Below are 25,753 nucleotides of genomic sequence, written 5' to 3'. Positions count from 1 at the left end.
TCCCACTCACCCTTTCGCGGGCGGCCCTGTTTCGGGCTTCGTTACCTTCTCCGCCTGCCAATAGTACTCCGCGAATACGTCTGCGATCGCTTCTGCCGTATTGAGCGACTCCTGCAGCGTATTTTCCGTGCCTCCGATCTCTATTAACAGACTTCCCGGTGAAATGGACTGATTATACTCGCCGTGATCAGTTTTTGCCCCTTTTTCCAGCTTGCCGCGCGACAATCCCGGATACTTCTTCTCCATAATCTGATGAAGAGCGTCGGCAAAGGCTTCGTTTTTCTCGTAGTTTTTGTTGCGTTTGCCGACGACGAACAGCGTTCTTGCATACGTTTTTCCCTTGATGGTGACGGTCGTTTCCTTTCGCGGAAGCGTATCGCGATGAAGGTCGAAGAAATAGTGGAGCTCCCGGTTTTTTTCGGTTGCTGTCCGTATCGCTTGCAGGGATTCTGCGTAAGAATGCGTATAGTCTCTGCCTTTGTCCAGCAAACGCTGATAAATGTCATCCCGATTTACATCTGCCCCGATCCCGAGGTCGTTCAGCTTTTCGGCGAGATGCTCTCCTACCAGTGAAATATTTCGTTTTGGATGATTGACGGATGTCCCGACCTGCTTTGTCTCGCTCAGCCATGACTCGCGGTTGTGGGAGTGGTACACATAGACGATTTTTTTGTTGCCTGTCGTAGGTCTTGCTGCAGGATCTTTTTTATTGTCTTCTGCTGCCGGGGCAGTCGCTTCTACGGCCGGCTCCGCGTTTGCAGCGGGAGGAGATGCATCGATCACCTGCTTTGGAGCAGGCGGGTACTCGGCATAATGTTCGGCGAGCGCCGTTCCCTCTCCCGCATTGCCAAAACGCGGAGCTTCCCCTGTCAACAATCCGGGGATCTCTCGGCCCAGCAAGCTGCGCAAATCGCCCGGATTGATGCTTGTCGCAAGCTGAAACATGAAGCCAGTCACGCTGTTTGCCCCTCTGTCTGTCGAGGCGTGTACAGTATCAGTCAGGGCAGGAATCTCCTGGCCCATCCATTTCAGCATGTGCAAGCTGGACACGTGGGCGGCTGCCTGTTGAACCGCAGTCGAGACGATCATGACGCGATTTCCGCCGAGGGACATCAGTCCAGTCACTACAAAGAGAAAGGCGGTAAGTATGGAAAGGATAATAAATTGACGTTGTATCAGGGGTGCCATCTGTCTCCTCCTCATGCTGCGGCGTTGACAATCCAAGACGACCTGCTCGTCGACCGCTTGTCTATGCTTTAGCCTATGAGCGTCATAGAGACGATAGAACCCCTTCCTAGCTTTTCTCTCAATTGTGTTTTGCTTGCGTTTTTTTGCGGAGGTTGGGACTTGTCTGCTCCGCTTGTGTTCGCCGTTTACGCTCCCTCAATGCGTATATGCGGCACTGTTTTGACCGTCCACAGCACGGTGAAGAGCACGATTCAAACCGGTCGCGATCACGTTGGCGACCCCCTCGATAAAATCGTCTACCTCTTTTGGCGTAACTACCAAATCCTGACCAAGCGGGCGCAGAACTTCATGGATCAGTTGCTGCTTCTCTTGTTCGGGAAGCGAGCCTACCAATCCCATAAAGGTCTTCCTCGACTCCATGTCCGGCAGGTCCTCCTCGGTGTACGGTTCCTTCCGCTCGGGGAGCGAGCTCATCGCCAGCTTGTTGAATGCCCGGCTGCTCTCCTTCATGGATTGACCGAAATGGCCGAGCAGATACGTAATCGCATCGTTCACAATCGTCGAGGCAAAAACGACTGTCGGAACGCCGATCGCGATTACCGGAACACCAAGCGTCTGTTTGTCGATTGCCTTCCGCTTGTTGCCGACGCCTGATCCCGGATGAATACCGGTATCGGAGATCTGGATCGTGGTATTTACCCGATGGAGCGCCCGCGAGGCCAAGGCGTCAATGCATATGACGAAGTCAGGCTTGCTCTTTTCCACCACGCCGAAAACAATTTCACTCGTCTCGATGCCGGTAATGCCGAGTACCCCTGGGGACAAGGCGCTTACCTCCCGATACCCTTCCTCTACCGACTCTGGTGCAAGCGTAAACAGATGGCGAGTCACCAGGAGGTTCTCCACGACCATTGGTCCCAGAGCGTCCGGCGTCACATTCCAGTTTCCCAAACCGACGACGAGCGCCTTTTTGTCCTCCGTAATCCCCAGGCGTTCAAGAAAAGCGGCAAACTCTTTTGTAAAGCGCCGCGCGACCTGCTCTTCGACCGCTGTATCGTTGTCCCGCAGCTTTGGCACTTCGATGGTGATATAGTGGCCTGGCAGTTTCCCGATAGTTCTCCCCGCCTCCTCGGTTTCCACCTGCAGACGGGTAACCTTGATTCCCCGCTCGCTGTCATCCGTTTCAATCCGCACTCCCGGCATGACATCGGAAGCGCTCTGCTGCTCTTGTACCAGCTCATGTGCCTCCAGAGCAAGGTCTGTTCGTATAGCGTACCTTGACAAGTCGATATTGTGTTCCATCACCGTGACACTTCCTTTCCCCATTTTGTTCCTGCTACTAGCTTGCTTGAATCATCATTTTTTATTCCGAATCCTTTCTTGCAAATGGGTGAACTGCATGCTAGAATATGTTTTGTTGTATGTATTGCACGCCCATGGTCGTCTAAGGAGGTGACACACATGCCAAACATTAAATCCGCGATTAAACGCACCAAGCAAATCGAAAAGCGCCGCGCACAACGTGCTTCTCAAAAGTCCGATCTGCGTACTGCTGTGAAAAACTTTGAGAAAGCGGTAGCTGCTCAAGATGTAGATTTGGCGAAATCCACTCTTCTGGTGGCTGTGAAAAAGCTGGACAAGGCCGCTACGAAAGGTCTCATTCATAAAAACGCAGCAAACCGTCAAAAGTCTCGCTTGATGAAAAAGCTCAACGTTCTGTCTGCTCCTGTAGCGTAACGTTGAACCGGAAAAACCCGCGAACATTTCGTTCACGGGTTTTTTGTTTGAAAAAATTTGTCGCATCGCTGTTCTGAAGCTCGTTTTTTCTTCTGAAGCGACGCCCTTTCTCTAGCAAACAGAAAGGCAGCGTCCTGGACGGACAAAAAGCCAAACGGTCAGGACCGCTTGGCTTTCATCCTTTCCTCAAATACGCGCGTCATAAACAGCTCCAGAGCCAGCCGCTTGTCCACCTGTCCCGACTTCATCCGGAAATCCTCTTCCGCCAAAATGGCAAGAAGCTTGCGAAGCGCCTCTTCTGAAAAATAGCGGGCCTGTTCTCCCGCCTTTTTCACTGCATATGGATGAACCTTCAGCATCCCGGCCAACTGCTGTTGCGAATAGCCCTTGGGCGCCCATTGCCGGACGTGCAGCAACAGACGAAATTGTCTGGCCATCAGCGCGAGCAGACGAATCGGCTCTTCTCCCGTCTTCAAACAGTCGTACAGCATGCGCAGCCCCTTGTCCAGCCTGCCTGCGGCGATCTGTTCGATCAGGGCAAAAACGTCTTGCTCCAATGTCCGAGAGGCCAGCTTCTCGATCACTTCGTCTGTAATCACGCCGCCCTTCCCGCCAACGTACAAAGACATTTTTTCCAGCTCTTTGTCAAGCAGGCGCAAATCTCCGCCGATCCGCTCCGCCAGCTTGGCTGCGAGCGATCTCTCCATACTGGTTTCGTATTTCTGGGCTTGACGCTCGATCCATGCGTACAAATCCGAATCTCGCAGGTGCGGAAACGGGATTACCCTCGCTTTTTGCTGCAAGCTTTTCACCAGTTTTTTTCGTTCGTCCAGTTTATCTGCATCCGTGTACAGGATCAGTGTCGTGTATGACGGCGGTTGCTCCAGATAAGGAATCAGGACATTCGGATCGCTCTCGTGCTTCGTCTGCGGCTTGCTGCCTGTCAAAAAATACGCTTGCTTGGCGATAACCAGGCGATGCTCCCCCAGAAAAGGCAGCGTCTCCGCATCCTGCAATATGTGAGACAGCGGGGTTTCCGTACAGTCGTACACGCTCAGGTTCAAATCCGCGTATGCCGGATCGATCATTTCCCGCTTTGCTAGAGTCATGAATTCCTCAGCGAGAAAGGACTCGGGTCCGTAAAGTACATAAATCGGAGCGAACTGTTTTTGTCTGATCTCCCGAATTGCCGAAAGAAGCGGCATGATGTCCCCCCCTAAGGTCGTATTCGGTGTAATTATAGCATAGACGTGCACCTGCAAACGAAAAAACCGCAACCCATCAGGTCACGGTTTTCTTCCGTTGGCACCTCTATGTAAACGTTTTGGGGAGAAGCCCCGGGATACCTCCTCCCGAAACGGTAAGCAGGGGGTGCTTGATACTTTACTATACGCATCCCTTGCCGGATCGGTGCCAGTACACTTGTCATCATTTGCTTTCGACACGAGGGATTCCTAGTCAATCCTCATCGTCTTTGTCCTTGTCTTGACGATCATCTTGATCATCGTCGTCATCTTTCTTCTTGTCCTGCTTTTCCTTTTCTTTTTCCTTTTTTTCTTTTTCCTTCTTCTTCTCTTCTTCATCCGGTACTGCTACACCGTACGGAAAGGCAGGCTTCTCGTCCTGACCTTTCACGGCCGGCTTCGGTGGGGGCTTGGGCACGTTTGGATCAGGCTTTTGCGTTTTTGCTGGAACCTGTTGCTGCTGTTGTTTTACTGGCGTTGTCTTTTGTTTTGGAGTCTGTCGTTTAACCGGTTGTTCTTTCTGGGACTGCTCCTTCTCCTCCTCAGGTACGATAGGTTGAGATGGATTATTGCTGGGAGGGGGAGTGGGCGGCCCCACTACAGCCGGTTGGACCTCTTCTGGAGGCTGGACCGACGTTCCTTGCCGGTATTCGTCTTCATCCGGGGAACTTGCGGGATTCCCCATTACTACAAGGCCGATCAACAAACTGGCAGCAACAACACCGCTTCCGATCCGCGCCGTCCACAGGGTGACGCGGTTCCACTTTCGCCGCTCATGCACGGGTGATGTTTTCGCTGTCAACTGCTTTGGCTCCAGCTTCGGCAAAATCTCCTTTTCCGAGCCGGCTGCGGCAGCTGGCCGGACCTTCTCGGACTCCAGCTGCGGCAAAATCGTGTCGACAATACTAAACCTCGGTGTCACAGGGGGAAGCTGTTCCAACTGCTCGGATACTTTTTTCAAACGGTCATACATGAGCTGCATGCTTGGCTTCTTTAGGAGTAAGTCATGAAGCTGCCGCTTCTCTTCCGGTGAGAGATCTCCATCCAGATCCCGCTGCATGCATTCCCAAATTTCTTCGTCGGTCATCAACCTATCCCCCCTTTCTCGTAGTCGTGCAACAGCTCTTGAAGCTGTTGTCTGGCCCGAAACAAGTACGATTTGACAGTGTTTAGCGGCAATTCCAGCGCTTCGGCAATCTCCTGATAAGAGAAGTCCTCCAGATAGCGCAGGACGACTACCATGCGATACTGCTTTGGCAATTTTCCAATTGCCGCTTTTATATCTTGCGACAAACTGTTGAGAAGGATTTCGTCTTCCACGTTGTTACGATCAGGAATGATTAACTCGTGCTCGTCAATCGAGACCGTCTCTTTCTTCGCGCGAAATTTATCCATGCAGACATTGCTCACGACCCGCTGTACCCATGTGGAAAATTTCGCCTTCTCCTGGTACGTATCTATTTTACGATAAATCCTGATCAATGCTTCTTGTGCGGCATCGAGAGCATCCTGTTCATTGCCAAGGATGTAAAAGGCGCTACGGTAGACAGAGGTCTCAATTGTGCGGAGGAGCTCTACAAGCGCTTCATGATCCCCGGATTGCGCTTTCCTGATTAACTCTGCTTCTCCCATATTCTCCTCTCCCTCCTACAGACGGGGCGCTGTTAAAAAAGGTTGCAAGTATTTATGTATCGGAAATTTGCGTCTCCCAATAGATGGAGTCTTTCCGGATCACGAGTGTGATCGCTCCCTGCAAATCGGTTCGAAATACCTTTGCACCCGCTTCATGTAATCTTGTTAGTACCGCAGGCGAGGGATGCCCGTAGCGGTTTTTTTGTCCGGCAGAAATGACGGCGTTTTTCGGTTGTATGGCAGCCAGAAAATCGGCAGTAGTGGATGTGCGACTGCCGTGATGGCCTACTTTCAAAACATCTACAGACGGAGACAGCTTCCCCGCCAGCAGTTGATTTTCCCCTCTTTCCTCCAGATCACCGGTGAAGAGTACGGTCTTACCGTACGCGGTAAGCTGGAGCACAACAGATGCATCGTTGCCCGTCTGTGTGCCGCTCCCATCAGGATGAAGCCAAACCCACTCCACCCCCGGACCATCCGTCCAGGCTAGATCAGGCCTCCCTGTCAGTACCGGGATACGGCGCTCGCGGAAACGCGCAATCAGGCTCTCTTCTTCTTCACGGGGAGATGAGCCATTTACTAGTACGGCACCAATCGAAAAGCGCGATACGAGTGCTCCCATCCCTCCGATGTGGTCGTGATCCCCGTGCGTCATCACCACATAGTCGATCCGTTCTATTCCCCTTGCCCGTAAAAACGGGGATACGATATCTTTACCTACCTCAAACGGATCGCGTTTTTTCCTCCAGGAGTCCCTGTTCCGGTACACAGGTGTCCCTCCCGCATCAATTAAGTATACCTTCTTTTTACCAATCTCGACAACGATAGAATCCCCTTGCCCTACATCCAGGAAGGTAATTCGTACTTCTTCAGTCCCTGAAAACGGCTGCCTGGCTAGGATGAGCAAGAGAAAATAGACCGCTACGTAGAGCCAAAAATCCCTGCGCCGATGGTAGCCGTTTTTCCATAATATCGGGAGCAAAACCAAAAAGACGGCATAGGCAATCATCCACCACAAATCCGGATGCGGCCAATAAGAAAACGGAACATTTGTCTGATGGAGTCGAAATAAGGGATCGTGCAGCCACTCCAGTATCCACGATGCCAAACCTGATGGCAGCACGGCCAGAGCAGGATGAAGCAAGCTGCCGAGCAATGCTGCATACCCTGCGGGAAGCACTACGAGGGATAGGATTGGGACGGCGACGAGATTGACCAGCCAGGATACAGAGTGTGACTGATGAAAGTGATAGAGCAGGAAAGGAAACGAAACAGCTTGTGCGGCAAAGGTGACGCCTAGACTTGCCCGCAGCCAGGAAGGTCCAAACCGTATGCACGCCAGGCTGATCGGGACGTAAACGAGCAAGCCGAGCGTGACGGCAAAGGAAAGTTGAAAGCCGATATGCCACAGTTGATACGGATTGACAGTCAGCATACCGATCAAGGCCCAGCCCCACAGTTCTTTTCCATCCATTTTCCGGCTCATCGCCTGGTACAACAGGCCGATGCCTCCCATGATCCCGGCACGCACGGCAGAAGCGCTGGCTCCGACCAGAAGCACATACCCTGCGAGCATCCCGATCGTGCAAACAAGCGCTGTTTTTCGCGGAACGCCAAGACGTTCGATCCCCCACAGGAACATGCCGCTGACGAGCGTAACATGCAGGCCGGAAATCGCCAGAACATGGCTGATCCCCAGATTGGCGTACATTTCCTGCGTCTCCGGGGAAACGCCGTCAGTTACCCCCAGCAATAGCGAGCTCATATAGCCGGACGTTTCGTCGTCTCTGAATACGCGGTCCAGCCGTTCCTTGGCATCGTTTTGCCATTGATGGAACAGCCTCATCACCCCGGTCCTGGCCTCTCCCCTGACGAGCTCCCCATATTCCGCCTCACCTGTGACGTAAACTCCCTGCCATCTCAGGTAGCGCGCGTAGTCAAATGCGTGCGGATTGCGGGCTCCTGCGGGCAAGCTCAACAGCATCTTGCCCGCAATCCGGTCACCCGGAAGCCATTGCTCGATGGCCATTGCCTCCTGCTCTTGCTCTAATCCAACCCGAAACGCAATCCGCTCTGCGCCGGGCAAATCCTCCATTTGTTCCCTGCTGACCCCGACGCTCTCAACCAGAAGAAAAAAACGTGCCGAATCGCCGTCACGCTTGACAGGTGTCGCAATCTCTCCGCGAAAATGGATCAGCGATTCCTCCGCAGCCGGGACACGCAAATAGGATTGATGCATGCTATCATAGACATGAAAATAAAATCCGCTGCCAATACAGATCAGACTGACGAGGCTCAGCTTCTTTCCAGCCTCCTTGGGAATAAACACGCACACTGCAGCAAGCAGCCCTGCAAAGAGAAACAGCCAGGCAATCGACAAATAAGCTCCGGCAAGTACCCCTGCCAGATACGATAGACTAGCCCCAAAAGCAGTCAAGATATCCCCCTCCCGGATCAAGCATCGGAGCAACCAGTGTACACCGCTTCTCCGGGACAAAAAAAAGACCCTGCTTTTTGTGAGGGCAAAAGCTGCCTGACTGTCGCCCTTCCTTTCATAGAAAAGCGTCTGTTGCCACGGCTGGCACAGCTTCTTGGGCAATTGGAAAGATTGCTTTGACCGTCAATCCGTGATAGAGTTAGCTAGAGCAATCTGAGTGAGAGGAAGAGTCATTTCATATGTGTGGAATCGTATCACTCTACAACAAGCGGCAAGCGCCCGTCCTGCAAGAGACGATTGGCGCCATGACCCGTGTTATCCTGCACCGCGGTCCAGACGATGACGGTTTTCATCTGGAAGACAACATCGCACTGGGCTTTCGTCGTTTAAGCATCATTGACGTGGAAGGCGGCCATCAGCCGCTGTTTAACGAAACACGAGACATTTGGATCATCGGCAACGGCGAAATCTACAACTACAAAGAATTGCAGCAATGGTTGAAGGAGTGCGGTCACGTATTCCATACGGATTCCGACATCGAAACGATCCTGCATCTGTACGAGGAAGTCGGAACCGACGCGCCCAAGCATTTGCGGGGCATGTTTGGCTTCACGATTTATGATTCACGCAATAAACGCCTGTTCGGAGCGCGCGATCAATTCGGGATCAAGCCTCTCTATTATGTTGAGACAGAGGATTCGATTGCTGTTGCAAGTGAAATCAAAAGTCTGTTGGAGCTCCCCGGTGTCAAAAGAGAAGTAAATCCAACCGGCTTTTACCATTATTTGACATTCCAATACGTACCTGACCCGGAAACGATGTACCAGGGCATCTACCGCATCCCGCCTGCTCATTTCTTCATCATCCAGAACGACCGGATTCAGTTGGAACGTTATTGGGACGTGGAATTCAAGCCAGATGAGAGCAAGCCTTTTTCTTACTTTGTCGAAGGCACCCGCAGCATCATGCTGGAGTCTGTTGACAAACACCGGATCAGTGAAGTACCCCGCGGCGCGTTTTTGTCCAGCGGAGTGGATTCCAGCAGTATCGTCGCCATGCTGCGGACTTTCGAGGATGTCAAAACCTTTTCTGTCGGTTCCGACATCCCTGGATACAGCGAGCTGGACTACGCCCGCAGGACCGCACAATTTTTGGGAACCGAACACCACGAGCTGGTGGTAAACGCCCAGCGTTACATGGACGAGTTGCCCAGACTCGTCTGGCATCAGGATGAGCCCGTAGCCGATCCTTCGGCGATCCTGCTTTATTTCGTAGCTCAAATGGCCAGCGAACACGTGACAGTCGTTCTCTCCGGCGAAGGGGCAGACGAGTTTTTCGGGGGTTACAACATCTACCGGGAGCCACATTCCCTGCGCATGTTCTCTCATATGCCCGACTGGATGAGAAGCTCCGTCCGTTTTTTGGCAGAGAAACTGCCTGATCAGGTGAAAGGGAAAAACTTCCTGATCCGCGGCTCAAAAACGGTAGAAGAACGCTTTTTTGGAAATGCCCTGATCTTCAGTGAAGAAATGAAGGAACGCGTGGTCACACAGGATATCCTGCACTCGGAGTCATATCGGACCCCATGGTCGGTCACGGAGGAAATTTACAAGCGTACGCAATCACTTGACGATGTGACCAAGATGCAGTATCTGGACATCCATACCTGGCTGCGCGGCAACATTTTGATGAAGGCAGACAAGATGACAATGGCCAACTCATTGGAGCTGCGCGTGCCTTTCATCGATACAAAAGTATTTGAATTTGCGGCTACCATCCCGACCAAATACAAAATTGCCAACGGCACGACGAAGCATGTTCTTCGCGAAGCCATGAAAGACTTCCTGCCTCCGGAAATCAAGACGAGGAAGAAGCTGGGCTTCCCAGTCCCTACCCGTCACTGGCTGAAAAATGAATTCTACAAATGGGCCAAGGAGCTTATTTTTGAGTCCAAGGTAGATCATCTGATCAACAAGGCGTACGTTCTCTATATGCTCGATGAACATCGCGAGGGCCATGCCGACTACAGCCGAAAAATCTGGACCATCCTGATCTTCATGCTGTGGCATCAGATCTTTATTGAGCAAAAGCATCAGTTTGGCCCTTACGTCAGTCCGAGTGTGGAGATTCGCCGAAAAAAGGACTCTCTGGAGAGGATCGGCTAACAGACTGAGGAGGATTGGCTAAGCGAAAGGCTTGCAAGTAACACCCGCTTTCGCTGCTGCAGTCGCAGCGTATTCAAAATCATTACAGGCTTCGCTCGTCGTATGACGGGCGGGCCTTTTTCTTTTTCCCGGGAATTCTCCCTTAGCTTTCCTATACTCGCAGCATTTTTCCTATAATCGCTCCAATTTTCCGATACTCGCTTCATTTTTCCGATACTGGCTGCATTTTTCGAAAAATTTGCGTACTCCCGCTGTCATTTCGTAGGATGCCTGTAGATGCAGGCAGTCCATCAAATATGCCTGCATATCACGGAGGTGTTTACATGCTGTATGACTTGTGGGAGCGCTATCGCCGGTACATACTCATAAGTCTCGCGGTTGTCTTTGCAGGAGTAAGTTTTTGGATCTACAGAGCACAACAAAATACGGTGCACGCGGGCAGTCCGTTTCAGGAGGTGGCGTCGGCCAACGAATCGGATATAACGCTTGCTTCATCCGAGTCGTTACTGCCTGCTGCCGTCTCCAATCCCCAACAGCAAGGCGGAGTTGTATCAGAAATGGGGGTGCACCGGGCAGGCAGTCCATACACGGCGTTATCGGGTGCTGGTGCTTCGTCAGAAGGTGTCTCTTTAGGCGGCACCTCTTCAGGGAGCGTTTCTTCTGGCGGTGCTTCTTCTGGCAGTGCTTCTTCTGGCAGTGCTCCTTCAGCCAGTGCTTCCTCCAACGGCAGCGGGAGGACTGGCGCTTCCCCTCCTCTCCTCTATGTAGATGTCAAAGGAAAAGTAAAGCACCCCGGGCTTTATGCTTTGGAGCCGGGAGCAAGAGTGGCGGACGCGATCGAAAAAGCAGGAGGAACACTTCCCGACGGAGACGTGGAACGAATCAATCTTGCGGAAAAATTGACTGACGGAAGCGCCATTCTCATTCCTGTAAAAGGAGCCGCCTCTGCTTGTTCACAACAAGATGTGGCTTCCGCCGTCTCCCCCTCTGCCTCCGCTTCCGCTTCGGGCTCAGGCTCCGGAAGCGCCTCTCCTTCCGCCGCCGGCAAGGGGGTCAATGTGAATACGGCCACCCTGGAGGAATTGATGACGCTGCCAGGTGTCGGTGAATCTCGCGCAAAGGCCATTTTGGAATACAGAACAAAAAAGGGAGGATTCCGCTCTCCGGATGAGCTCAAGCAAATCAGCGGGATCGGGGCGAAAATCTACGAGCGGATGAAGGATCAGATCCGCATCCAGTAAGAAGGAGCATGAACGGGCTCGTCATCTCATAGAATGGGGGGAGAATGAGTAGAGGGAGGAAATTCCTATGGAAAGGATCGGCGTTGTTGGAACGGGCAGCATGGGCAGTCTATTGATCGATGCCCTGATTGCGGCCAAAGCCTTGTCTCCCAGCCAATTTATCGCTTACAACCGGACGGTCGCCAAAGCAGAAAAAATTGCCGACCGTCACCCCGGTCTGGTCGTCGCCACGAGCAATGCCCAAGTGGCAAAGGAAGCCGCCGTGCTGCTGCTGTGCATCAAGCCGTCTGAATACAGCAAGGTCCTTGTTGAACTCCGCGATTGGTTGACTTCGGATCATCTTTTAATCACCATCACGAGCCCTGTTTCATTGGAGCATTTGGAGTCGCTCGTTCCCTGCCCGGTTGCCAGAGTGGTCCCCAGCATTACCAATGCCGCAGGCAGCGGCGTCAGTTTATGCGAATTCGGCATGCGCATTACCCCCGAGTGGCGTGACAAGATCCTTCATCTCTTTTCTAGCATCAGTCAACCGGTAGAGGTGCCAGAGCCATTTTTGCGGGTGGCCTCCGATATTACCAGCTGCGGCCCGGCTTTTGTCAGCTACATTCTTCGCCATATGATTAATGACGCTATGGAAGAGACCGGCATTTCGGAAGAAGCTGCCTCCCATTTGGCCATGCAAATGATCATTGGAATGGGGGAGTTGTTTAAAAAGGAGATGTTCTCCTTCCAGGCTCTCGAAAAGCGTGTTTGTGTACCCGGAGGGATTACAGGCGAAGGTCTTATAGCCCTTCAGAACGGCATTCCCGGCGTTTTTCGCGAGGTATTCCGACGCACCCATTCCAAATTTGCAGAAGACGTGGAAATGGTGAAAATCCAGTTGCGAACAGTACCGCCAGCCAATGGCAACGGCCTCCCTTCGTCTTGAAGCATAGAAAAAGGAACGAAGCCTTTTGAATGGCTCCGTTCCTCTTCCTTGGCACTTTCTTAACGAACGACGATATTTACCAGTTTTCCTGGTACTGCAATTACTTTGACGATTGTCTTGCCTTCGATCAGCTCTTTGATCGTCTCATTGTTTCCAGCCATTTCTTCCATTTGCTCTTTGGTCGCATCAGCTGGAATGAGCAGTTTTTCCCGGTTTTTACCGTTAATTTGCAGGACGATCTCCACTTCATCCTCTACCAGCTTGGACTCATCATATTCTGGCCATGGCTCGTAGGACAGTGTTTCCTTGTGGCCCAGTTTTTCCCACAGCTCTTCACAAATGTGAGGAGCAATCGGAGCCAACATCTTCACGAAGCCTTCCATGTAGGTTTTTGGCAGAGCTTCAGCGCGGTACGCTTCATTGATGAAGACCATTAGCTGCGAAATACCGGTATTGAAACGAAGGTTCTCGTAATCCTCCGTCACTTTTTTCACAGTCTGATGATACACCCGCTCAAGCGGTTGCAGGTCAGCCTTTGGAGAGATTTTCGTGTTCAACGCGCCATTGTCATCTACGTACAATCTCCAGACGCGGTCAAGGAAGCGGCGTGCGCCGTCGAGCCCTTTTGTCGACCAAGCGATAGAGGCGTCGAGCGGACCCATGAACATTTCGTACAGGCGCAATGTGTCGGCACCGTGGCTGTGAACGATTTCGTCCGGGTTGACGACATTGCCTTTGGATTTGCTCATCTTCTCGTTGTTTTCACCCAAAATCATGCCCTGGTTGAACAGCTTCTGGAACGGCTCCTTCGTCGGTACAACGCCGATATCGTAGAGGAATTTGTGCCAGAAACGAGCATACAGCAGATGAAGAACCGCGTGTTCCGCACCGCCGATGTAAATGTCGATCGGGAGCCATTCCTTCAGCTTTTCCGGATCGGCAAATGCCTTGTCGTTGTGTGGGTCGATAAAGCGCAGGAAGTACCAGCAGCTACCTGCCCACTGTGGCATCGTATTGGTTTCCCGACGGGCTTTCATCCCCGTTTCCGGATCGACGATGTTCACCCACTCGCTGATGTTGGCCAGCGGCGACTCGCCTGTTCCGGAAGGCTTGATTTCCTTCGTCTTCGGCAGGACGACCGGCAGCTCTGCTTCCGGCACTACCTTCATCGTTCCGTCCTCCAGGTGGATGATCGGAATCGGCTCTCCCCAATAACGCTGGCGGCTAAACAGCCAATCGCGCAGGCGGAAGGTTACTTTTCGTTTTCCTTTGTTGTTCTCCTCCAGCCATTCAATCATTTTACTGATTGCCTGTTCCTTGTTCAATCCATCCAGGAAGCCGGAGTTGATGTGCTCCCCATCGCCCGTATACGCTTGCTTGGATACATCTCCGCCGCGGATTACTTCCTTGATCGGCAGATTGTATGCTTGCGCAAATTCATAGTCGCGCTCATCGTGAGCGGGAACAGCCATTACAGAACCGGTACCGTAACTGATCAGGACGTAGTCGGCAATCCAGATCGGCAGTTTTTCTCCATTTACCGGATTGATTGCGTACGCACCTGTAAACACGCCCGTTTTTTCCTTGGCCAGGTCTGTACGCTCCAAATCGCTTTTCCGTTTGGCTTGCTCCAGGTAGTCTTCAACTGCCTGCTTTTGTTCCGGTGTTGTAATTTTCTCCACCAGCTTGTGCTCCGGAGCAAGCACTGCGAAGGTAGCGCCGTACAAAGTGTCCGGGCGGGTCGTGAAGACAGTGAAGGTCTCGTCGTGGCCGTCAACGGAAAAGACAACCTCAGCGCCTTCAGAGCGGCCAATCCAGTTGCGCTGCATTTCTTTGATGCTTTCCGGCCAATCAAGCTCCTCCAAATCTTCCAGCAGACGATCAGCATACTTGGTGATTTTCAGTACCCACTGTTTCATCGGACGGCGTTCTACCGGATGTCCTCCGCGCTCACTTTTCCCGTCAATTACCTCTTCGTTGGCCAGAACTGTTCCCAATGCTGGGCACCAGTTCACGGCAACTTCGTCGATATACGCCAGGCCATGCTCATACAGCTTGGTAAAAATCCACTGTGTCCATTTGTAATAAGCAGGATCGGTTGTATTGATTTCACGGTCCCAATCGTAAGAAAAACCAAGAGATTTAATTTGACGGCGGAACGTATCGATGTTGCGCTCCGTAAACTCTGCCGGGTCGTTGCCCGTGTCCAGCGCATATTGCTCAGCAGGCAGCCCGAACGCATCCCATCCCATCGGGTGCAGGACATTGTAGCCTTGCATCCGTTTCATCCGGGACAAAATATCCGTCGCGGTATAGCCTTCCGGGTGTCCTACGTGAAGGCCTGCTCCGGATGGATACGGGAACATGTCGAGAGCATAAAACTTCTTCTTGCTCGGATCATCCAGCGTTTTAAAGGTTTTATTCTCTTCCCAATACGTCTGCCATTTCTTTTCGATTTCCTGATGATTGTAAGCCATGATTTGCACTCCTATCGTAGATTCATGAAAACAAACAGATGCTTCGCCCATTAAGAAGAAGAGGGCCACTTCAATAAAAAATAAAAACCTCCCGCCCCCAATCGCGAAACGAAAAGGGACGAGAGGATTATATACGCTCCCGCGGTACCACCCACATTGGTGAACAGACGGCACACCGATCATCGCTTTGCTTCACACAAAGCAGAAGTCCTGATGCTTGCAATCATAAGCTCACCCGCTTGAAAAATCCGTATCGTGGATAGACGCTCCCCCTTACGCAACCGCTCCTACTGGACGGTCTTCAGGCAGAGTGCTTCGAGGCGAGTTCGGAAAGGGACGGGTTGACTTTCACCTGCCGTCAACTCTCTTTTGCCGTTTCACTTTCGTACTACTCCTCATCAACGCATTCCTTGTTTGTGGTTGTACTTTCGATTATAGACAATCAATGCCAATGCTGTCAATCTCGCGGACGGCAAGCCGAGAAAAACAAACGCTCACTCGTCTCTTGCGGTGGCTGGCCGCTAAAATCGGCCGTTATTTCCACATCGACAAAGCCGGTCTCCATCAGCCAGCGAGCAAGCTCATATGGCTGATACGCCCTCTGCTCATGCACTTCCTCGATACGTTCGTACAAGCCGTTTTCCTGCCGCAGAAAAAAGGTCAGTTCATGCGCTACCTCGAGCCGCAGCGGATCGCAGAAACATTGCCAAATGTACGAAACTTCCTCTTCGGCCAGAGTAAAGGTCTGGTCTCCAAAACCGTGCAGGATTTTGTATGGACTGTGCACGTCGAACAAAAAGGTCCCGCCTGGATGCAGATGCTCGAAGACGAGAGAAAATGTCCGTTTCACGTCCTCTTCTTCCGTCAAGTAGCTGAGCGAGTCGCAAAAGGACAAGACACTGTCTGTCTTGGGCAATGCCAGTTCGCGCATGTCCTGTTCGACCCATTTGACTTGGGCCTGCTCCCGCCTCATCTTGTCGTACGCTACTGCAAGCATGTCAGCAGACAGATCAACTCCTGTCACCAGATACCCTCTTTTTGCCAGGGGAATGGCGATGCTTCCGGTCCCGCAGCCGAGGTCAATGACTTGACGCGGCTTCCCTTTCCTGGTCCAGACACCCTCTGCCCAATCGAGCCACTGATCGTAAGGGGAGTCGGTCATCAGCCTGTCGTAGACAACCGCCATTTGCCCATACGCCATTTACCTCAGCCTTCCTCTCCAAATTGGACGATAGGGGCTTCGGCCCACAGCCGCTCGAGATTGTAAAACTCGCGGTCTTCGCGATGGAATACGTGGATGACGACATCCTCCAGGTCGACAAGCACCCAGCGTCCTTCGTCTGCTCCCTCAATGCCGCGTACCTTGTAACCGTTCTTGTGAGCCTGATCACGGATCTCGGAAACGATTGCTTGTACTTGCCGTTCATTGTTCCCGTGGCAAATCATGAAATAATCCGCAATGACGGACAGCTTGCTGATGTCCATGATGATCAGATTTTCCGCCTTCTTGTCCTCTGCCGCCTTTGCCACCAGTCTTGCCAGGGCTTCTACTGTTTTAACCATGAAACTCCTCCTTATGTATCCAGTCCGGATACGAGATCGTTATATGCCAACAGTGTCAATGGATACACCGTTTTTTTCTGCTGGATCAAATGTTGAATCGTACTGCCGAGAGCTTGCGCCAAAGCTTTATCCAGATCTTGCGACGCCAAGCTGCGAATCGTTTCAACACCGGGAAAGATTCGGTTTGGTTCTATATAGTCTGCCACACAAACGATTTTTTCTAACAGCGTCATCCCGACCCGGCCCGTTGTATGGTAGCGAACGGCCTGGATGATGTCCGGGTCGGAGACATTCATCTCCGTCTGGATGACGATTGCTCCGGCAAATGAATGCCACAGCTCCTTGTCCCCGTTCAAAAGGTCGGCGGGGAGATCGTGACGAATGAGAACGTCACGCATCCTTTCAACCGGCCAGCATTTGCAGTAGTCGTGCAAAAAACCCGCCAGTTCGGCTTTATCGGGGTCTGCCCCATACTGAAGCGCCAGCTGTCTGGCAGTTCCGGCCACGCCCAGCGTATGCTGATACCGCTTCTCGTGCATTTGGGCGCGGACTTGGCTGAGAAGCGCTTCCCGATCATTTAACCAACTCATATAGTCCGTACTCCTTTATATAACGCTCGACAGGCGGGGGTACGAGGTAACGAATGCTCTTGCCCCGGGCTGCTTTTTCCCGGATCAGTGTCGAAGACAAATCCCACGCCGGCATCTCCACCAAGGTCACAAAATCGCGATATTCACTTTCTATCAGCTCGGCCCCTGGACGCGAAAGGCCGATGAACCGCACCATTTTGACCAAGTCGTCTATCCGATACCATTGCCGAAGTGTTTTTACCATATCTCCGCCAATGATAAAAGAAAACTGGCAATCCGGATACATCTCAACGAGACTTCGCATCGTGTCGTAGGTATAGGATGGACCGCCACGTTTGAGCTCTATGTCGATTGCCCGAAAGGCAGGGTGATCCGCCACAGCAAGCTCTACCATCCGCAGCCGATCGCCGGCTGGGGTCAATCCTGCCCGTTCCTTGTGCGGCGGAATATGTGCCGGCATAAACCAGACCTCATCCAGCCCCGCTTGTTCCCTTGCTTGCTCAGCGGCCAGAAGGTGACCGGCATGGATGGGATCAAATGTGCCTCCCATGATTCCGATTTGGATTTTTGACTGTCCCATCGGTTATGGCAGTTTGATTGTTTTGTTCTCCCTGGACTCCTTGTACAGCACGACCGTATGGCCAATGAGCTGCACCAGCTCCGCTTCTGCTCCCGCCGCCAGAGCTTCGGCTACTTCATGCTTGTCGTCCAGATTGTTTTGCAGAATGGCCACCTTGATGAGTTCGCGGACCTCCAGCGCCTCTTTGATTTGATTCGTCATGTTTTCATTGACGCCGCCTTTGCCCACCTGAAAAATCGGGGTAAGGTGATGGGCTTGTGCCCGTAAAAACCGTTTTTGCTTGCCGGTCAGCATGTACATATCTCCTTTTGTGTATATCTGTTGTTCTTGAAGTGCGCTTTCTTTATTTTAACTCATTTGCAGACGCACGACTGATTCTTCCATCATTTATCTGTGCAGCGTGCTTCAGGTCGCTTTGCTTAGCTGCTGCAGGACAATTTCCCGCATCGTCTCAGTTGGAGCCGCTTCTCCTGTCCATAATTCGAAAGCGAGTGCGCCCTGATTGACAAACATGCCGATACCGGAATGAACCTGAGCGCCTCGGGAGCTCGCCGCTTTTAACAGACGCGTCTCCAGAGGGTTGTAGATCAGGTCGCTTACGATCAGTCCGGCATGGAGCCATTCCTCTTGCACCGGCATCTCATCCACTTGCGGATACATGCCGATGGACGTGGTGTTGATCAGCAGGCTCGCATCCTCAATGGCTTCCTTGCCTTCGGCCGGGTCGATGACAGCCGTAGGGACAATCGTTCCTACGTGTTCCGCCAAAAGCGTCGCCCTTTCGCGGGAACGGTTGATAATCCGGATCTCCTTCACCCCTCGCTCCGCCAGCGTAAAAGCGACTGCACGGGCAGCGCCGCCAGCTCCGAGCATGGTCACTGTCTGTTGTTCCAGCGTAATCCCTGTCGTTTCCACCAGTGAGCGTACGTACCCCAGACCATCTGTGTTGTAGCCGACCAAATAGCCATCGCGGTTTACTACTGTGTTCACGGCACCAATGCGCGCTGCAAGCGGATCGATTTCATCAAGCATGGGCATGATCGCCACCTTGTGCGGGATCGTCACATTTACACCCTTTATTCCAAGTGATCGAATCCCTGCCACCGCTTCAGACAGACGCTCGGGAGCCACATCAAAAGCCATGTATACATAGTCCAATCCCGCTTCTGCAAAAGCGGCGTTGTGCATGAGCGGCGATTGCGAATGCGAGACCGGATGACCGAACAAACCAACCAGATGTGTTTTGCTTGTTATCATGAAGCCGTTCCTTCCCCTCTGCTCTCTCTATCTAGCTTATGGCAAGACAGCCAAAACGCGTCAGATCAACGCTTTTCGCATGCCTACACTGACGCCCTTCGGAGCGTGTACGACGACGGATGCCTCTTCTTTACCCTGAAGGCTCACCCAGCCCAAACCCGAAATGACCAGGTCCGTTGTGCCCGTTGGACGAATTTTAAACGAATGTTTGACAAAAGCGGGCAGCTGTTCTGCGGCTTCACGGCCTGTCGGCGGAGCGAGCATTTCCCCGTGGTGCTTCTGAAACACTTCATCGGCATTCTCCAGCTTCGTGCGGTGGATGTATATATCGTTCGTTACATACACAACAAACGGCTGTCGCGTGCCGCGTACAAAATCAATCCGGGCCAAACCGCCGAGGAAGAGGGACTGGCCATCGTTTAATTGATACACTTTTGGATTGATTCGAGAGGTCGGCGTAATTTTCCGCAAGTCTTGCGGTGTCACCATATGGCCGATCTGATCCCGGTTGATAATTCCTGGCGTATCGAAAATAGAACGGCCGTCCTCCAATGGAATCTCAATCTTGTCCAGTGTCGTCCCCGGAAACGGTGATGTCGTAATTTCCAGATCAGCCGATCCGTAATCGTGCAGAATGCGGTTGATCAACGTGGATTTGCCGACATTCGTCACACCGACGATGTAGACGTCCCGTCCCTTGCGCAGTTCCCCGATACGTCCCAAAAGCTCATCGATGTGCAATCCTTTTTGGGCACTTACCAATACGACATCGGCCGGCCTGAGTCCGCGTTCCTTGGCTTCGTGCTGCATCCAGTTGCGGACGCGATTCAAATTGATATTTTGGGGCAAAAGATCCACTTTGTTGCCCACCAGCAATATCGGGTTGTTCCCGACAAAACGAGGCAATCCCCGCAGCCAGGAGCCATGGAAATCAAAAATGTCGACAACCATGACGACGAGACTTTGCGTCGATCCGATCCCATCCAGGATTCGGAGAAAATCGTCATCTCCCATTCCTACAGGAGCTACTTCATTATAATGTTTAATCCGGAAACAGCGTTGGCAAATCACTGTCTCGCGCTTGAGCGCGGAAGCAGGAGCGTATCCCGGCCGCTTTTGATCCTCTGTCTGGATCGCGATGCCGCATCCTGCACATGTCCCCAAGCTTTGCTCCATCATGCTTTTGTCTTCCACGAAATCATTCCCTTTCTACGCATCCAATAAAGAGCCATACGCTCCATCCTGCGGTTGAACCGCGTCCAAAAACCATCCGTCTGGGCTACCGGAACGACGAGGATCGTATGAAATCCAAGCCGGTTGCCGCCCAGCACATCGGTAAACAACTGATCACCGATGACGACCGTCTCCTGAATCTTTACGTTCATCTCGGCAATCGCTTGCATAAATGCCCGGTTGGTCGGTTTGCGGGCCGCAGAGATAAATCGCACACCCAGAGGCGTGCAAAACTTGTCTACCCTCTCGCGGTTATTATTGGATACAACGGTTACCTGAATCCCTTCATCGCGCAAACGCTTCAACCATTGTTCCACTTCCGGCGTTGCATACGGCCTGTCCCACTCCACCAGAGTGTTGTCCAGATCCGTAATGACAGCCTTGATTTTCTTCTCCCGCAGTTGATCTATATCAATATGGTGGATCGACTCCACGTACTGATCTGGCATCAGCTTTTCAAGAAACACGGGGCACCTCCAAGCAGTGTGTACGAGAACCGCGATTTCGGCACCTACTATACCATAATCAGCCACTCCCTTGCAAAAGAAAAAGAAGAGGCCCGCGGCCCCTTCTCGTTTTGCTGCTGCGAATTGGTCAAACCCGGTTGTTGCGCCGTTTTTTTGCAAGAATGGTGACATCGGCCTGATTCGCCGCCAAAGCATTTCCCGTACGTGATTTTGCTGTTGCCGCCTGCGTGATTTTGACAACAATGACGGTATTCTTGCCCACTTTGTACGAGTACGTCCTGACATTGTTCCGTTGCATAGGTAAGCACCTCCTTCAGGAATAGATGTACCGGTACGAATCTACTTCCTACTCCTTACAGAGGGCCATTCGCCGCTCCCTTGACCTTGATGTGGAAAATGCTTGCATCCGCCTGGTTAATCGCTGCTGCATTTCCGAATTGGGATTTGGCTTTTGCAGCTTGCGCGATGAAAACCTTGCTTTTCCCTTTTTTCGGCCACTTTCCGAAGTTATATGCCGCTTTTGCCATGTCTCGTACCCCCTTTCAATCAAAGGATGGTACATACTATGGCGAACCTGTCTGACCCGAAGCCACGTTTCTCCCCTATCATTCGCGTATTTTGCTAGAAACTCAGGCTCTCGTTTCTCTTTGTATCAACCGCTGTACCTGCTCTTTCGGCTCCCAGCATTGAAATTGATAGGTAGGTTTGGTCTCGTAGGTGAGTCGAGAGCATCGATAGACAATGCCGCCTGCTTCCTTTTCCACGCGAAAGTGAACGCAGGTGGCGCAGCAATGAAACCGGTTTACGCCTGTCATTTTGTATTCTCCTCTCGACTGAACCTCACCATTGCATATTCCATGAAAACAGGCTGAGTTGCTCGTACCTTTCTTCATCGGGCGATGCAAAATTGGAAAAACCGACGCCGACCAGCCGGACACCCGGGCTATAATCAAAGGCATCCAGGAGTTCTTCCAACAGATCTCTCCATGCTGCACCGTACTCTTTTTTCCGCTGCTTGCTTCTGATCGTAAAATCAGCAAACTTGATTTTCAGCGTGATCGTCCGGGGGATGACACCCTCATCTTGTATATCCTGCTCAACCTCCTGCAAAAGCGAGAAGGCTACCGAGGCGATCTCGTCACGCTGGTACAAATCATAGGCGAGTGTCGTCTCCCTGCTTAAAGACTTGGGCGAGCGCTCTGTTACGATTTCCCTGTCGTCCTCTCCGCGTGCTCGAAAATACAAAGCATGACCAAGTTTCCCCAGCATATTCACAGCTTCCTCCAAGGAAAGCCGCCAAAAATCCTCAACCGTGCGAATTTCTTTTTTCGCAAGAAGCTCCTGCGTTTTTTTACCGACACCGTGCAGTGTTCCGATCGGCAAATTCCGGAGAACATCAAGCGATTGCTCGGGACGAATCACCACGAATGCATCCGGCTTCTTCAGATCACTGGCAATTTTGGCGAGTGACATATTATAGGAAAGACCGACACTGCAAGTAAGACCGGTTTCCCGGCGAATCCGCCGTTTGATCTCCTTGGCGATCGGAACGGCATTTTCATATCCGGATACGTCGAGATACGCTTCGTCGAGCCCAACTGTCTGATAGCGGTCCGTAAAGGAGGAAAAGATGGCACGAATCTCTGCCGACTTCTCCACGTACCGCTCGTAGCGGACAGGCAGAAAAATCCCCTGAGGACATTTTTTCCGCGCCAATGCGACCGGCATCGCCGAACAAACACCATATTTTCTGGCTTCATAGCTGCACGTCGAGACAACTCCCCGATTGCTCATGCCGCCTACAATAACCGGCAGGCCGCGATATTCGGGCCTGTCGAGCTGTTCTACACTGGCAAAAAACGCATCGATATCGACATGTAAAATTTTTTTCATCGATATGACCACCAAACATACATTCTCATCCCTATTATCGCCGCTTCTTTGACCGGTTGCAAGCATGCGTTCCTTCCTGCCTTGCTCCCTTAATTGTCAGCGGTTCGGTGTTAACGGGAGTAGCTTTGCTCGATCCGAGTGGCTTTTACTCTATCCGAACGGCGTTCCCTCTATCCTGGCTACTATTCGTGTTGTTCATTATCGCTGTGATCGTTTACGGGATATTGTTCACAACCTGGAGCAGTTCCGTTACTGCAGGATTTCCTTTTCTCGCATAGGCAATCATTCCGTGCTTATCAATGATGTATATTGGAATAAAAACCCGAGAACCTTTCCTACCCCGTATGCTTTTCGTATGGCATGGTCCCCGTCGGCAATCAAGGGAAAATCGTATCCGAACTTGCCTGAAAAAGCCCGGTGGCTCGTCAGGTCGGCCGGATTGATTCCGATAACAACCGCATCAGCCGCTTCCAGATCACTGTACCGATCGCGGATCGCGCATAGCTGCTTTGTGCAGACAGGCGTGTCATCTCCCGGATAAAAGATGAGGACTATTTTTTTCTTTCCGATAAACGTTTGAAGGTCGATCCGCCCCTTTGTGCTCTCGGCAGCAAACAAAGGCGCTTTCGTTCCGACTGTCAGCATCGCGACACCCCCACTCCAGTATACCAGACAAAAAGGACCGCCCCCCATAAAATGGGAGAGCGGTCCTTTTTTACAGCGATTGCATTTTCAATTGCTTGCATTTGCCCACAAAGGCTTCCGCTATTTTCAGCATATTGTCATCATGGGCCCACATCCGCTCTGGATGCCATTGCAGCCCTACATGCAGCCCGTCGAGGCTCTCGATAGCCTCAATCACCCCGTCAGCCGCGACTCCTGTCGCCCGAAACCCGGGAGCTACGTCTTTCACCGCCTGATGGTGGGAAGTATTGACGAGAATCTCTGTTTTGCCCAGCGCCTCTGCGACGACGCCTGGTTGCAGTGTCACTTTGTGCGCTCCGTATTGGCGGGAACCTTTTTGAGCGTGCTGGAACGCGCCCGGCACCTGACTCGGAATATCCTGTATCAAAGTTCCGCCTGCGGCCACATTGAGAATCTGCATGCCGCGGCAAATACCGAGGATAGGCTTTTTCATTTCCAGCGCCAGTCTGATCACTTCCAGCTCTGCCAGGTCCCTCTCGTACTCTACCTCACCCAAACCTTGCAACGGCTCTTCCCCGTACAAATGCGGTGCCGGATCATCTCCACCCGTCAGGATCAAACCGTCCAGCGATTCAATCATGGCCCGAAAAGGAGCATCCTTCACTGTCAAGAGCGGAAAAATGTACGGAACGCCGCCAGTACGGGCTACGCCGTCCACATATCCGGAGCCGACATAGAAATACTGATCAAGGTTGTTGTTTGGAAAGAACATCTTGGTACATGCCACGCCAATAATCGGTTGCACGAAAGTCACTCCCTGCTATTTCTTTTCATTCGATGCGTATTTGAAGTCGATGAAGCCCAATGCGTCAATGACGACATCTTTTACACTGTCCTGCTTTACCCATGTGTACGTGAAGTAGTAGATCGGCAAGGCGGGCATTTCATCCATTACAATGGCATCGGCCCTCTTCAGGCTCACGTTGCGTTTGGCTTCGTCTCCTTCTGTGGCGGACTTAGCCAGCATATCAAGGAACTCCTTGTGTTCCCATTTGGACGTGTTCAGACCGCCTTTGAACACTTCCAGGAAGTTGATCGGATCGTTAAAGTCGCCAATCCAGCTCGCCCGGCCGATATCGAAGTTGCCCGCTTTCATCTGTTCACGGTGAACCTTGTTCTCTTTGTTTACCAGCTTCACTTCGATGCCGAACGCTTTTCTCCACTGATCCTGAATAACCGTCGCAATGCGTTGGTTCACTTCTGTCGTATTGTAGGCGAGGGTCAACTCAGGCAGCTCGCTGATACCGAGCTCCTTCATGCCCTGTGCCAACAGTTCTTTTGCCTTTTCAACATCGTTGTCCTTAAAGTAGCCTTCCGGTTTGAAGGCCATCGTCGGAGGCAGGATGCCCAGGGCAGGCGTGCTCTTGTACGGAACGACGCTGTCGGCAATTTCCTGGCGGTTAACGGCGTAAGCGAACGCCTGACGAATGTGCTTGTTGTTGAACGGAGGCTTCGTCGTGTTGAAGATGTACCAGTACGTTCCAGCGGTCGCCTGCGACTGCATTTTGCCGGAGTCCTTCAAGGAATCGAGCGCGTCGAGCGGCAGGTCGCCCAGCGGAGAACCCGCCCAGTCGAGCTCGCCCTTTTCAAACATCGCCAGTTCGGTATTGGCGTCCTCGATCATGTTGACGGTCAGCTTGGACAGCTTCACACGATCTTTATCCCAATAGTTTTCATTTTTTTCCAATTCGATCAAAGATTTGTGCTCCCACTTCTTGAGGACGAACGGCCCATTCCCTATGTAGGTTTCAGGTTTTGCCGCCCAATCCTTGTTGCCCTCGACAACTTTTTTGTTTACAGGAAAGTAGGTGACGGAGGCCACAAGCTGCGGGAAAAACGGAGCCGGGTTTTCCAGGGTGACTACCAATGTTTTCTCATCCGCAGCTTTGACGCCAACATCCTCCGCTTTTGCCTTTTTGGCATTGTACGCCTCGCCGTTTTTCAGGTAGTACATCTGATAGGCGTAACCGGATGCTGTCTCGGGGTTGAGAACGCGCTTCCAGGCGTACTCGAAGTCATGGGCCGTCACAGGGTCGCCGTTGGACCATTTTGAATCACGCAGATGGAAGGTGTAGGTCAGGCCATCCGGGGAAACCTCGTATTTTTCCGCGACCGATTCCTTGATCTTGCCGTCTACGTCAAGACGAAGCAAACCGTCAAAAGCGGCGCGGGTAATCGACATGGAAGGAATGTCCTCAGCCAAGCCCGGATCGATTGTATTTGGTTCTCCCGTATTCAGGTTGATCCGCATCTCCTGTGGTGCTGCTGCTTGTTCTTGTGCTGCCGGTGTCTCCGCAGGCTTTTGTTCTGCAGGCTGACTCGCTTGTCCCCCACAGCCCGCAAAGGCCAGACTGCTTAGCATCACAAAACAGAGCGACATCTTTTGAAGCGCTTTCATGGAAAACCCCCTCTTGAA

26 protein-coding genes and 1 other annotated feature are annotated in these 25,753 nt (G+C 52.1%); of the genes, 4 read left to right on the top strand and 22 right to left on the bottom strand.

Annotated elements, in window-relative coordinates; translation table 11 throughout:
* Positions 1–6: 6 nt before the first annotated feature.
* Positions 7–1,188 (bottom strand): stage II sporulation protein P, encoded by a 1,182-nt coding sequence (spoIIP, locus tag EDM54_RS23165; protein WP_003390718.1) that lies wholly within the window; start codon positions 1,186–1,188, stop codon positions 7–9.
* A 195-nt stretch (positions 1,189–1,383) separates the two neighbouring features.
* Positions 1,384–2,490, bottom strand: a complete 1,107-nt coding sequence (gpr, locus tag EDM54_RS23160) for a GPR endopeptidase (protein WP_003390721.1) — start codon at positions 2,488–2,490, stop codon at positions 1,384–1,386.
* Positions 2,491–2,649: 159 nt separating this feature from the next.
* Here gpr and rpsT point away from each other — a divergent pair, with 159 nt between their 5' ends.
* Positions 2,650–2,925 (top strand): 30S ribosomal protein S20, encoded by a 276-nt coding sequence (rpsT, locus tag EDM54_RS23155; RefSeq protein ID WP_003390724.1) that lies wholly within the window; start codon positions 2,650–2,652, stop codon positions 2,923–2,925.
* Positions 2,926–3,083: 158 nt separating this feature from the next.
* Here the strand turns inward: rpsT and holA are convergent, their stop codons facing one another.
* The 4 genes from holA to EDM54_RS23135 form a co-directional block, all read right to left on the bottom strand.
* A complete protein-coding gene (gene holA, locus EDM54_RS23150) occupies positions 3,084–4,130 on the bottom strand; it encodes a DNA polymerase III subunit delta (protein ID WP_003390726.1) in 1,047 nt (348 codons plus the stop codon).
* Positions 4,131–4,383: 253 nt separating this feature from the next.
* A complete protein-coding gene (locus EDM54_RS23145) occupies positions 4,384–5,256 on the bottom strand; it encodes an anti-sigma factor family protein (RefSeq protein ID WP_039070547.1) in 873 nt (290 codons plus the stop codon).
* Positions 5,256–5,801, bottom strand: coding sequence for an RNA polymerase sigma factor (locus tag EDM54_RS23140; RefSeq protein WP_003390730.1), 546 nt, complete (start codon positions 5,799–5,801; stop codon positions 5,256–5,258). The genes EDM54_RS23145 and EDM54_RS23140 overlap by 1 nt, the downstream gene beginning before the upstream one ends.
* Positions 5,802–5,853: 52 nt before the next feature.
* Positions 5,854–8,238 (bottom strand): DNA internalization-related competence protein ComEC/Rec2, encoded by a 2,385-nt coding sequence (locus EDM54_RS23135; RefSeq protein WP_122958858.1) that lies wholly within the window; start codon positions 8,236–8,238, stop codon positions 5,854–5,856.
* Positions 8,239–8,477: 239 nt separating this feature from the next.
* On the opposite strand from EDM54_RS23135, the gene asnB reads away from it, so the two are divergent.
* From asnB to comER, 3 genes are all read left to right on the top strand, one after another.
* A complete protein-coding gene (gene asnB / locus EDM54_RS23130) occupies positions 8,478–10,403 on the top strand; it encodes an asparagine synthase (glutamine-hydrolyzing) (protein ID WP_039070549.1) in 1,926 nt (641 codons plus the stop codon).
* 323 nt (positions 10,404–10,726) lie between these two features.
* On the top strand, positions 10,727–11,644 hold the full coding sequence (locus tag EDM54_RS26795) for a helix-hairpin-helix domain-containing protein (protein WP_255320330.1): 918 nt from the start codon (positions 10,727–10,729) through the stop codon (positions 11,642–11,644).
* Positions 11,645–11,711: 67 nt separating this feature from the next.
* Positions 11,712–12,572, top strand: coding sequence for a late competence protein ComER (gene comER / locus EDM54_RS23120; RefSeq protein WP_003390740.1), 861 nt, complete (start codon positions 11,712–11,714; stop codon positions 12,570–12,572).
* A 59-nt stretch (positions 12,573–12,631) separates the two neighbouring features.
* Here the strand turns inward: comER and leuS are convergent, their stop codons facing one another.
* The 16 genes from leuS to EDM54_RS23050 all read right to left on the bottom strand — a co-directional run bounded on the left by leuS (position 12,632) and on the right by EDM54_RS23050 (position 25,735).
* Positions 12,632–15,049 carry a leucine--tRNA ligase gene (leuS, locus tag EDM54_RS23115; protein WP_024984589.1) on the bottom strand — a complete coding sequence of 806 codons (2,418 nt, stop codon included), beginning with the start codon at positions 15,047–15,049 and terminating at the stop codon, positions 12,632–12,634.
* Positions 15,050–15,160: 111 nt separating this feature from the next.
* Positions 15,161–15,460, bottom strand: a binding site (T-box leader).
* Positions 15,461–15,506: 46 nt separating this feature from the next.
* Positions 15,507–16,250, bottom strand: coding sequence for a class I SAM-dependent DNA methyltransferase (locus EDM54_RS23110; RefSeq protein ID WP_122958857.1), 744 nt, complete (start codon positions 16,248–16,250; stop codon positions 15,507–15,509).
* Positions 16,251–16,255: 5 nt separating this feature from the next.
* Positions 16,256–16,612, bottom strand: coding sequence for a ribosome silencing factor (gene rsfS, locus EDM54_RS23105; RefSeq protein ID WP_003390745.1), 357 nt, complete (start codon positions 16,610–16,612; stop codon positions 16,256–16,258).
* An 11-nt stretch (positions 16,613–16,623) separates the two neighbouring features.
* Positions 16,624–17,202 (bottom strand): bis(5'-nucleosyl)-tetraphosphatase (symmetrical) YqeK, encoded by a 579-nt coding sequence (gene yqeK, locus EDM54_RS23100; protein ID WP_039070556.1) that lies wholly within the window; start codon positions 17,200–17,202, stop codon positions 16,624–16,626.
* Positions 17,186–17,782, bottom strand: a complete 597-nt coding sequence (locus tag EDM54_RS23095) for a nicotinate-nucleotide adenylyltransferase (RefSeq protein WP_122958856.1) — start codon at positions 17,780–17,782, stop codon at positions 17,186–17,188. Before EDM54_RS23095 ends, yqeK begins: the two co-directional genes overlap by 17 nt.
* A gap of 3 nt (positions 17,783–17,785) precedes the next feature.
* On the bottom strand, positions 17,786–18,076 hold the full coding sequence (gene yhbY / locus EDM54_RS23090; protein WP_003390752.1) for a ribosome assembly RNA-binding protein YhbY: 291 nt from the start codon (positions 18,074–18,076) through the stop codon (positions 17,786–17,788).
* Between the two features lie 111 nt (positions 18,077–18,187).
* Positions 18,188–19,039 (bottom strand): shikimate dehydrogenase, encoded by an 852-nt coding sequence (locus EDM54_RS23085; protein ID WP_003390754.1) that lies wholly within the window; start codon positions 19,037–19,039, stop codon positions 18,188–18,190.
* Between the two features lie 60 nt (positions 19,040–19,099).
* A complete protein-coding gene (yqeH, locus tag EDM54_RS23080; protein WP_003390756.1) occupies positions 19,100–20,218 on the bottom strand; it encodes a ribosome biogenesis GTPase YqeH in 1,119 nt (372 codons plus the stop codon).
* Positions 20,215–20,739, bottom strand: coding sequence for a YqeG family HAD IIIA-type phosphatase (locus tag EDM54_RS23075; protein ID WP_003390758.1), 525 nt, complete (start codon positions 20,737–20,739; stop codon positions 20,215–20,217). The genes yqeH and EDM54_RS23075 overlap by 4 nt, the downstream gene beginning before the upstream one ends.
* A gap of 127 nt (positions 20,740–20,866) precedes the next feature.
* On the bottom strand, positions 20,867–21,037 hold the full coding sequence (locus tag EDM54_RS26640) for a hypothetical protein (RefSeq protein WP_003390760.1): 171 nt from the start codon (positions 21,035–21,037) through the stop codon (positions 20,867–20,869).
* A gap of 55 nt (positions 21,038–21,092) precedes the next feature.
* On the bottom strand, positions 21,093–21,266 hold the full coding sequence (locus tag EDM54_RS26635; protein ID WP_155808003.1) for a hypothetical protein: 174 nt from the start codon (positions 21,264–21,266) through the stop codon (positions 21,093–21,095).
* A 102-nt stretch (positions 21,267–21,368) separates the two neighbouring features.
* On the bottom strand, positions 21,369–21,554 hold the full coding sequence (locus EDM54_RS23070) for a hypothetical protein (RefSeq protein WP_003390762.1): 186 nt from the start codon (positions 21,552–21,554) through the stop codon (positions 21,369–21,371).
* 25 nt (positions 21,555–21,579) lie between these two features.
* Entirely contained in the window at positions 21,580–22,632 is a 1,053-nt protein-coding gene (locus EDM54_RS23065) for a DNA polymerase IV (RefSeq protein ID WP_122958855.1), read from the bottom strand.
* Positions 22,633–22,914: 282 nt separating this feature from the next.
* Entirely contained in the window at positions 22,915–23,277 is a 363-nt protein-coding gene (locus EDM54_RS23060; RefSeq protein WP_307723555.1) for a peroxiredoxin, read from the bottom strand.
* A gap of 70 nt (positions 23,278–23,347) precedes the next feature.
* On the bottom strand, positions 23,348–24,082 hold the full coding sequence (locus EDM54_RS23055) for a gamma-glutamyl-gamma-aminobutyrate hydrolase family protein (RefSeq protein ID WP_003390768.1): 735 nt from the start codon (positions 24,080–24,082) through the stop codon (positions 23,348–23,350).
* Between the two features lie 15 nt (positions 24,083–24,097).
* Positions 24,098–25,735, bottom strand: a complete 1,638-nt coding sequence (locus EDM54_RS23050; RefSeq protein WP_003390770.1) for a peptide ABC transporter substrate-binding protein — start codon at positions 25,733–25,735, stop codon at positions 24,098–24,100.
* Between the last annotated feature and the right edge of the window lie 18 nt (positions 25,736–25,753).

The organism is Brevibacillus borstelensis (assembly GCF_003710865.1).
GTDB classification, from domain to species: Bacteria; Bacillota; Bacilli; order Brevibacillales; family Brevibacillaceae; genus Brevibacillus; species Brevibacillus borstelensis.
The sequence above is the reverse complement of the archived record's forward strand: the minus strand, read 5'-3'. Positions and strand labels throughout refer to the sequence as shown.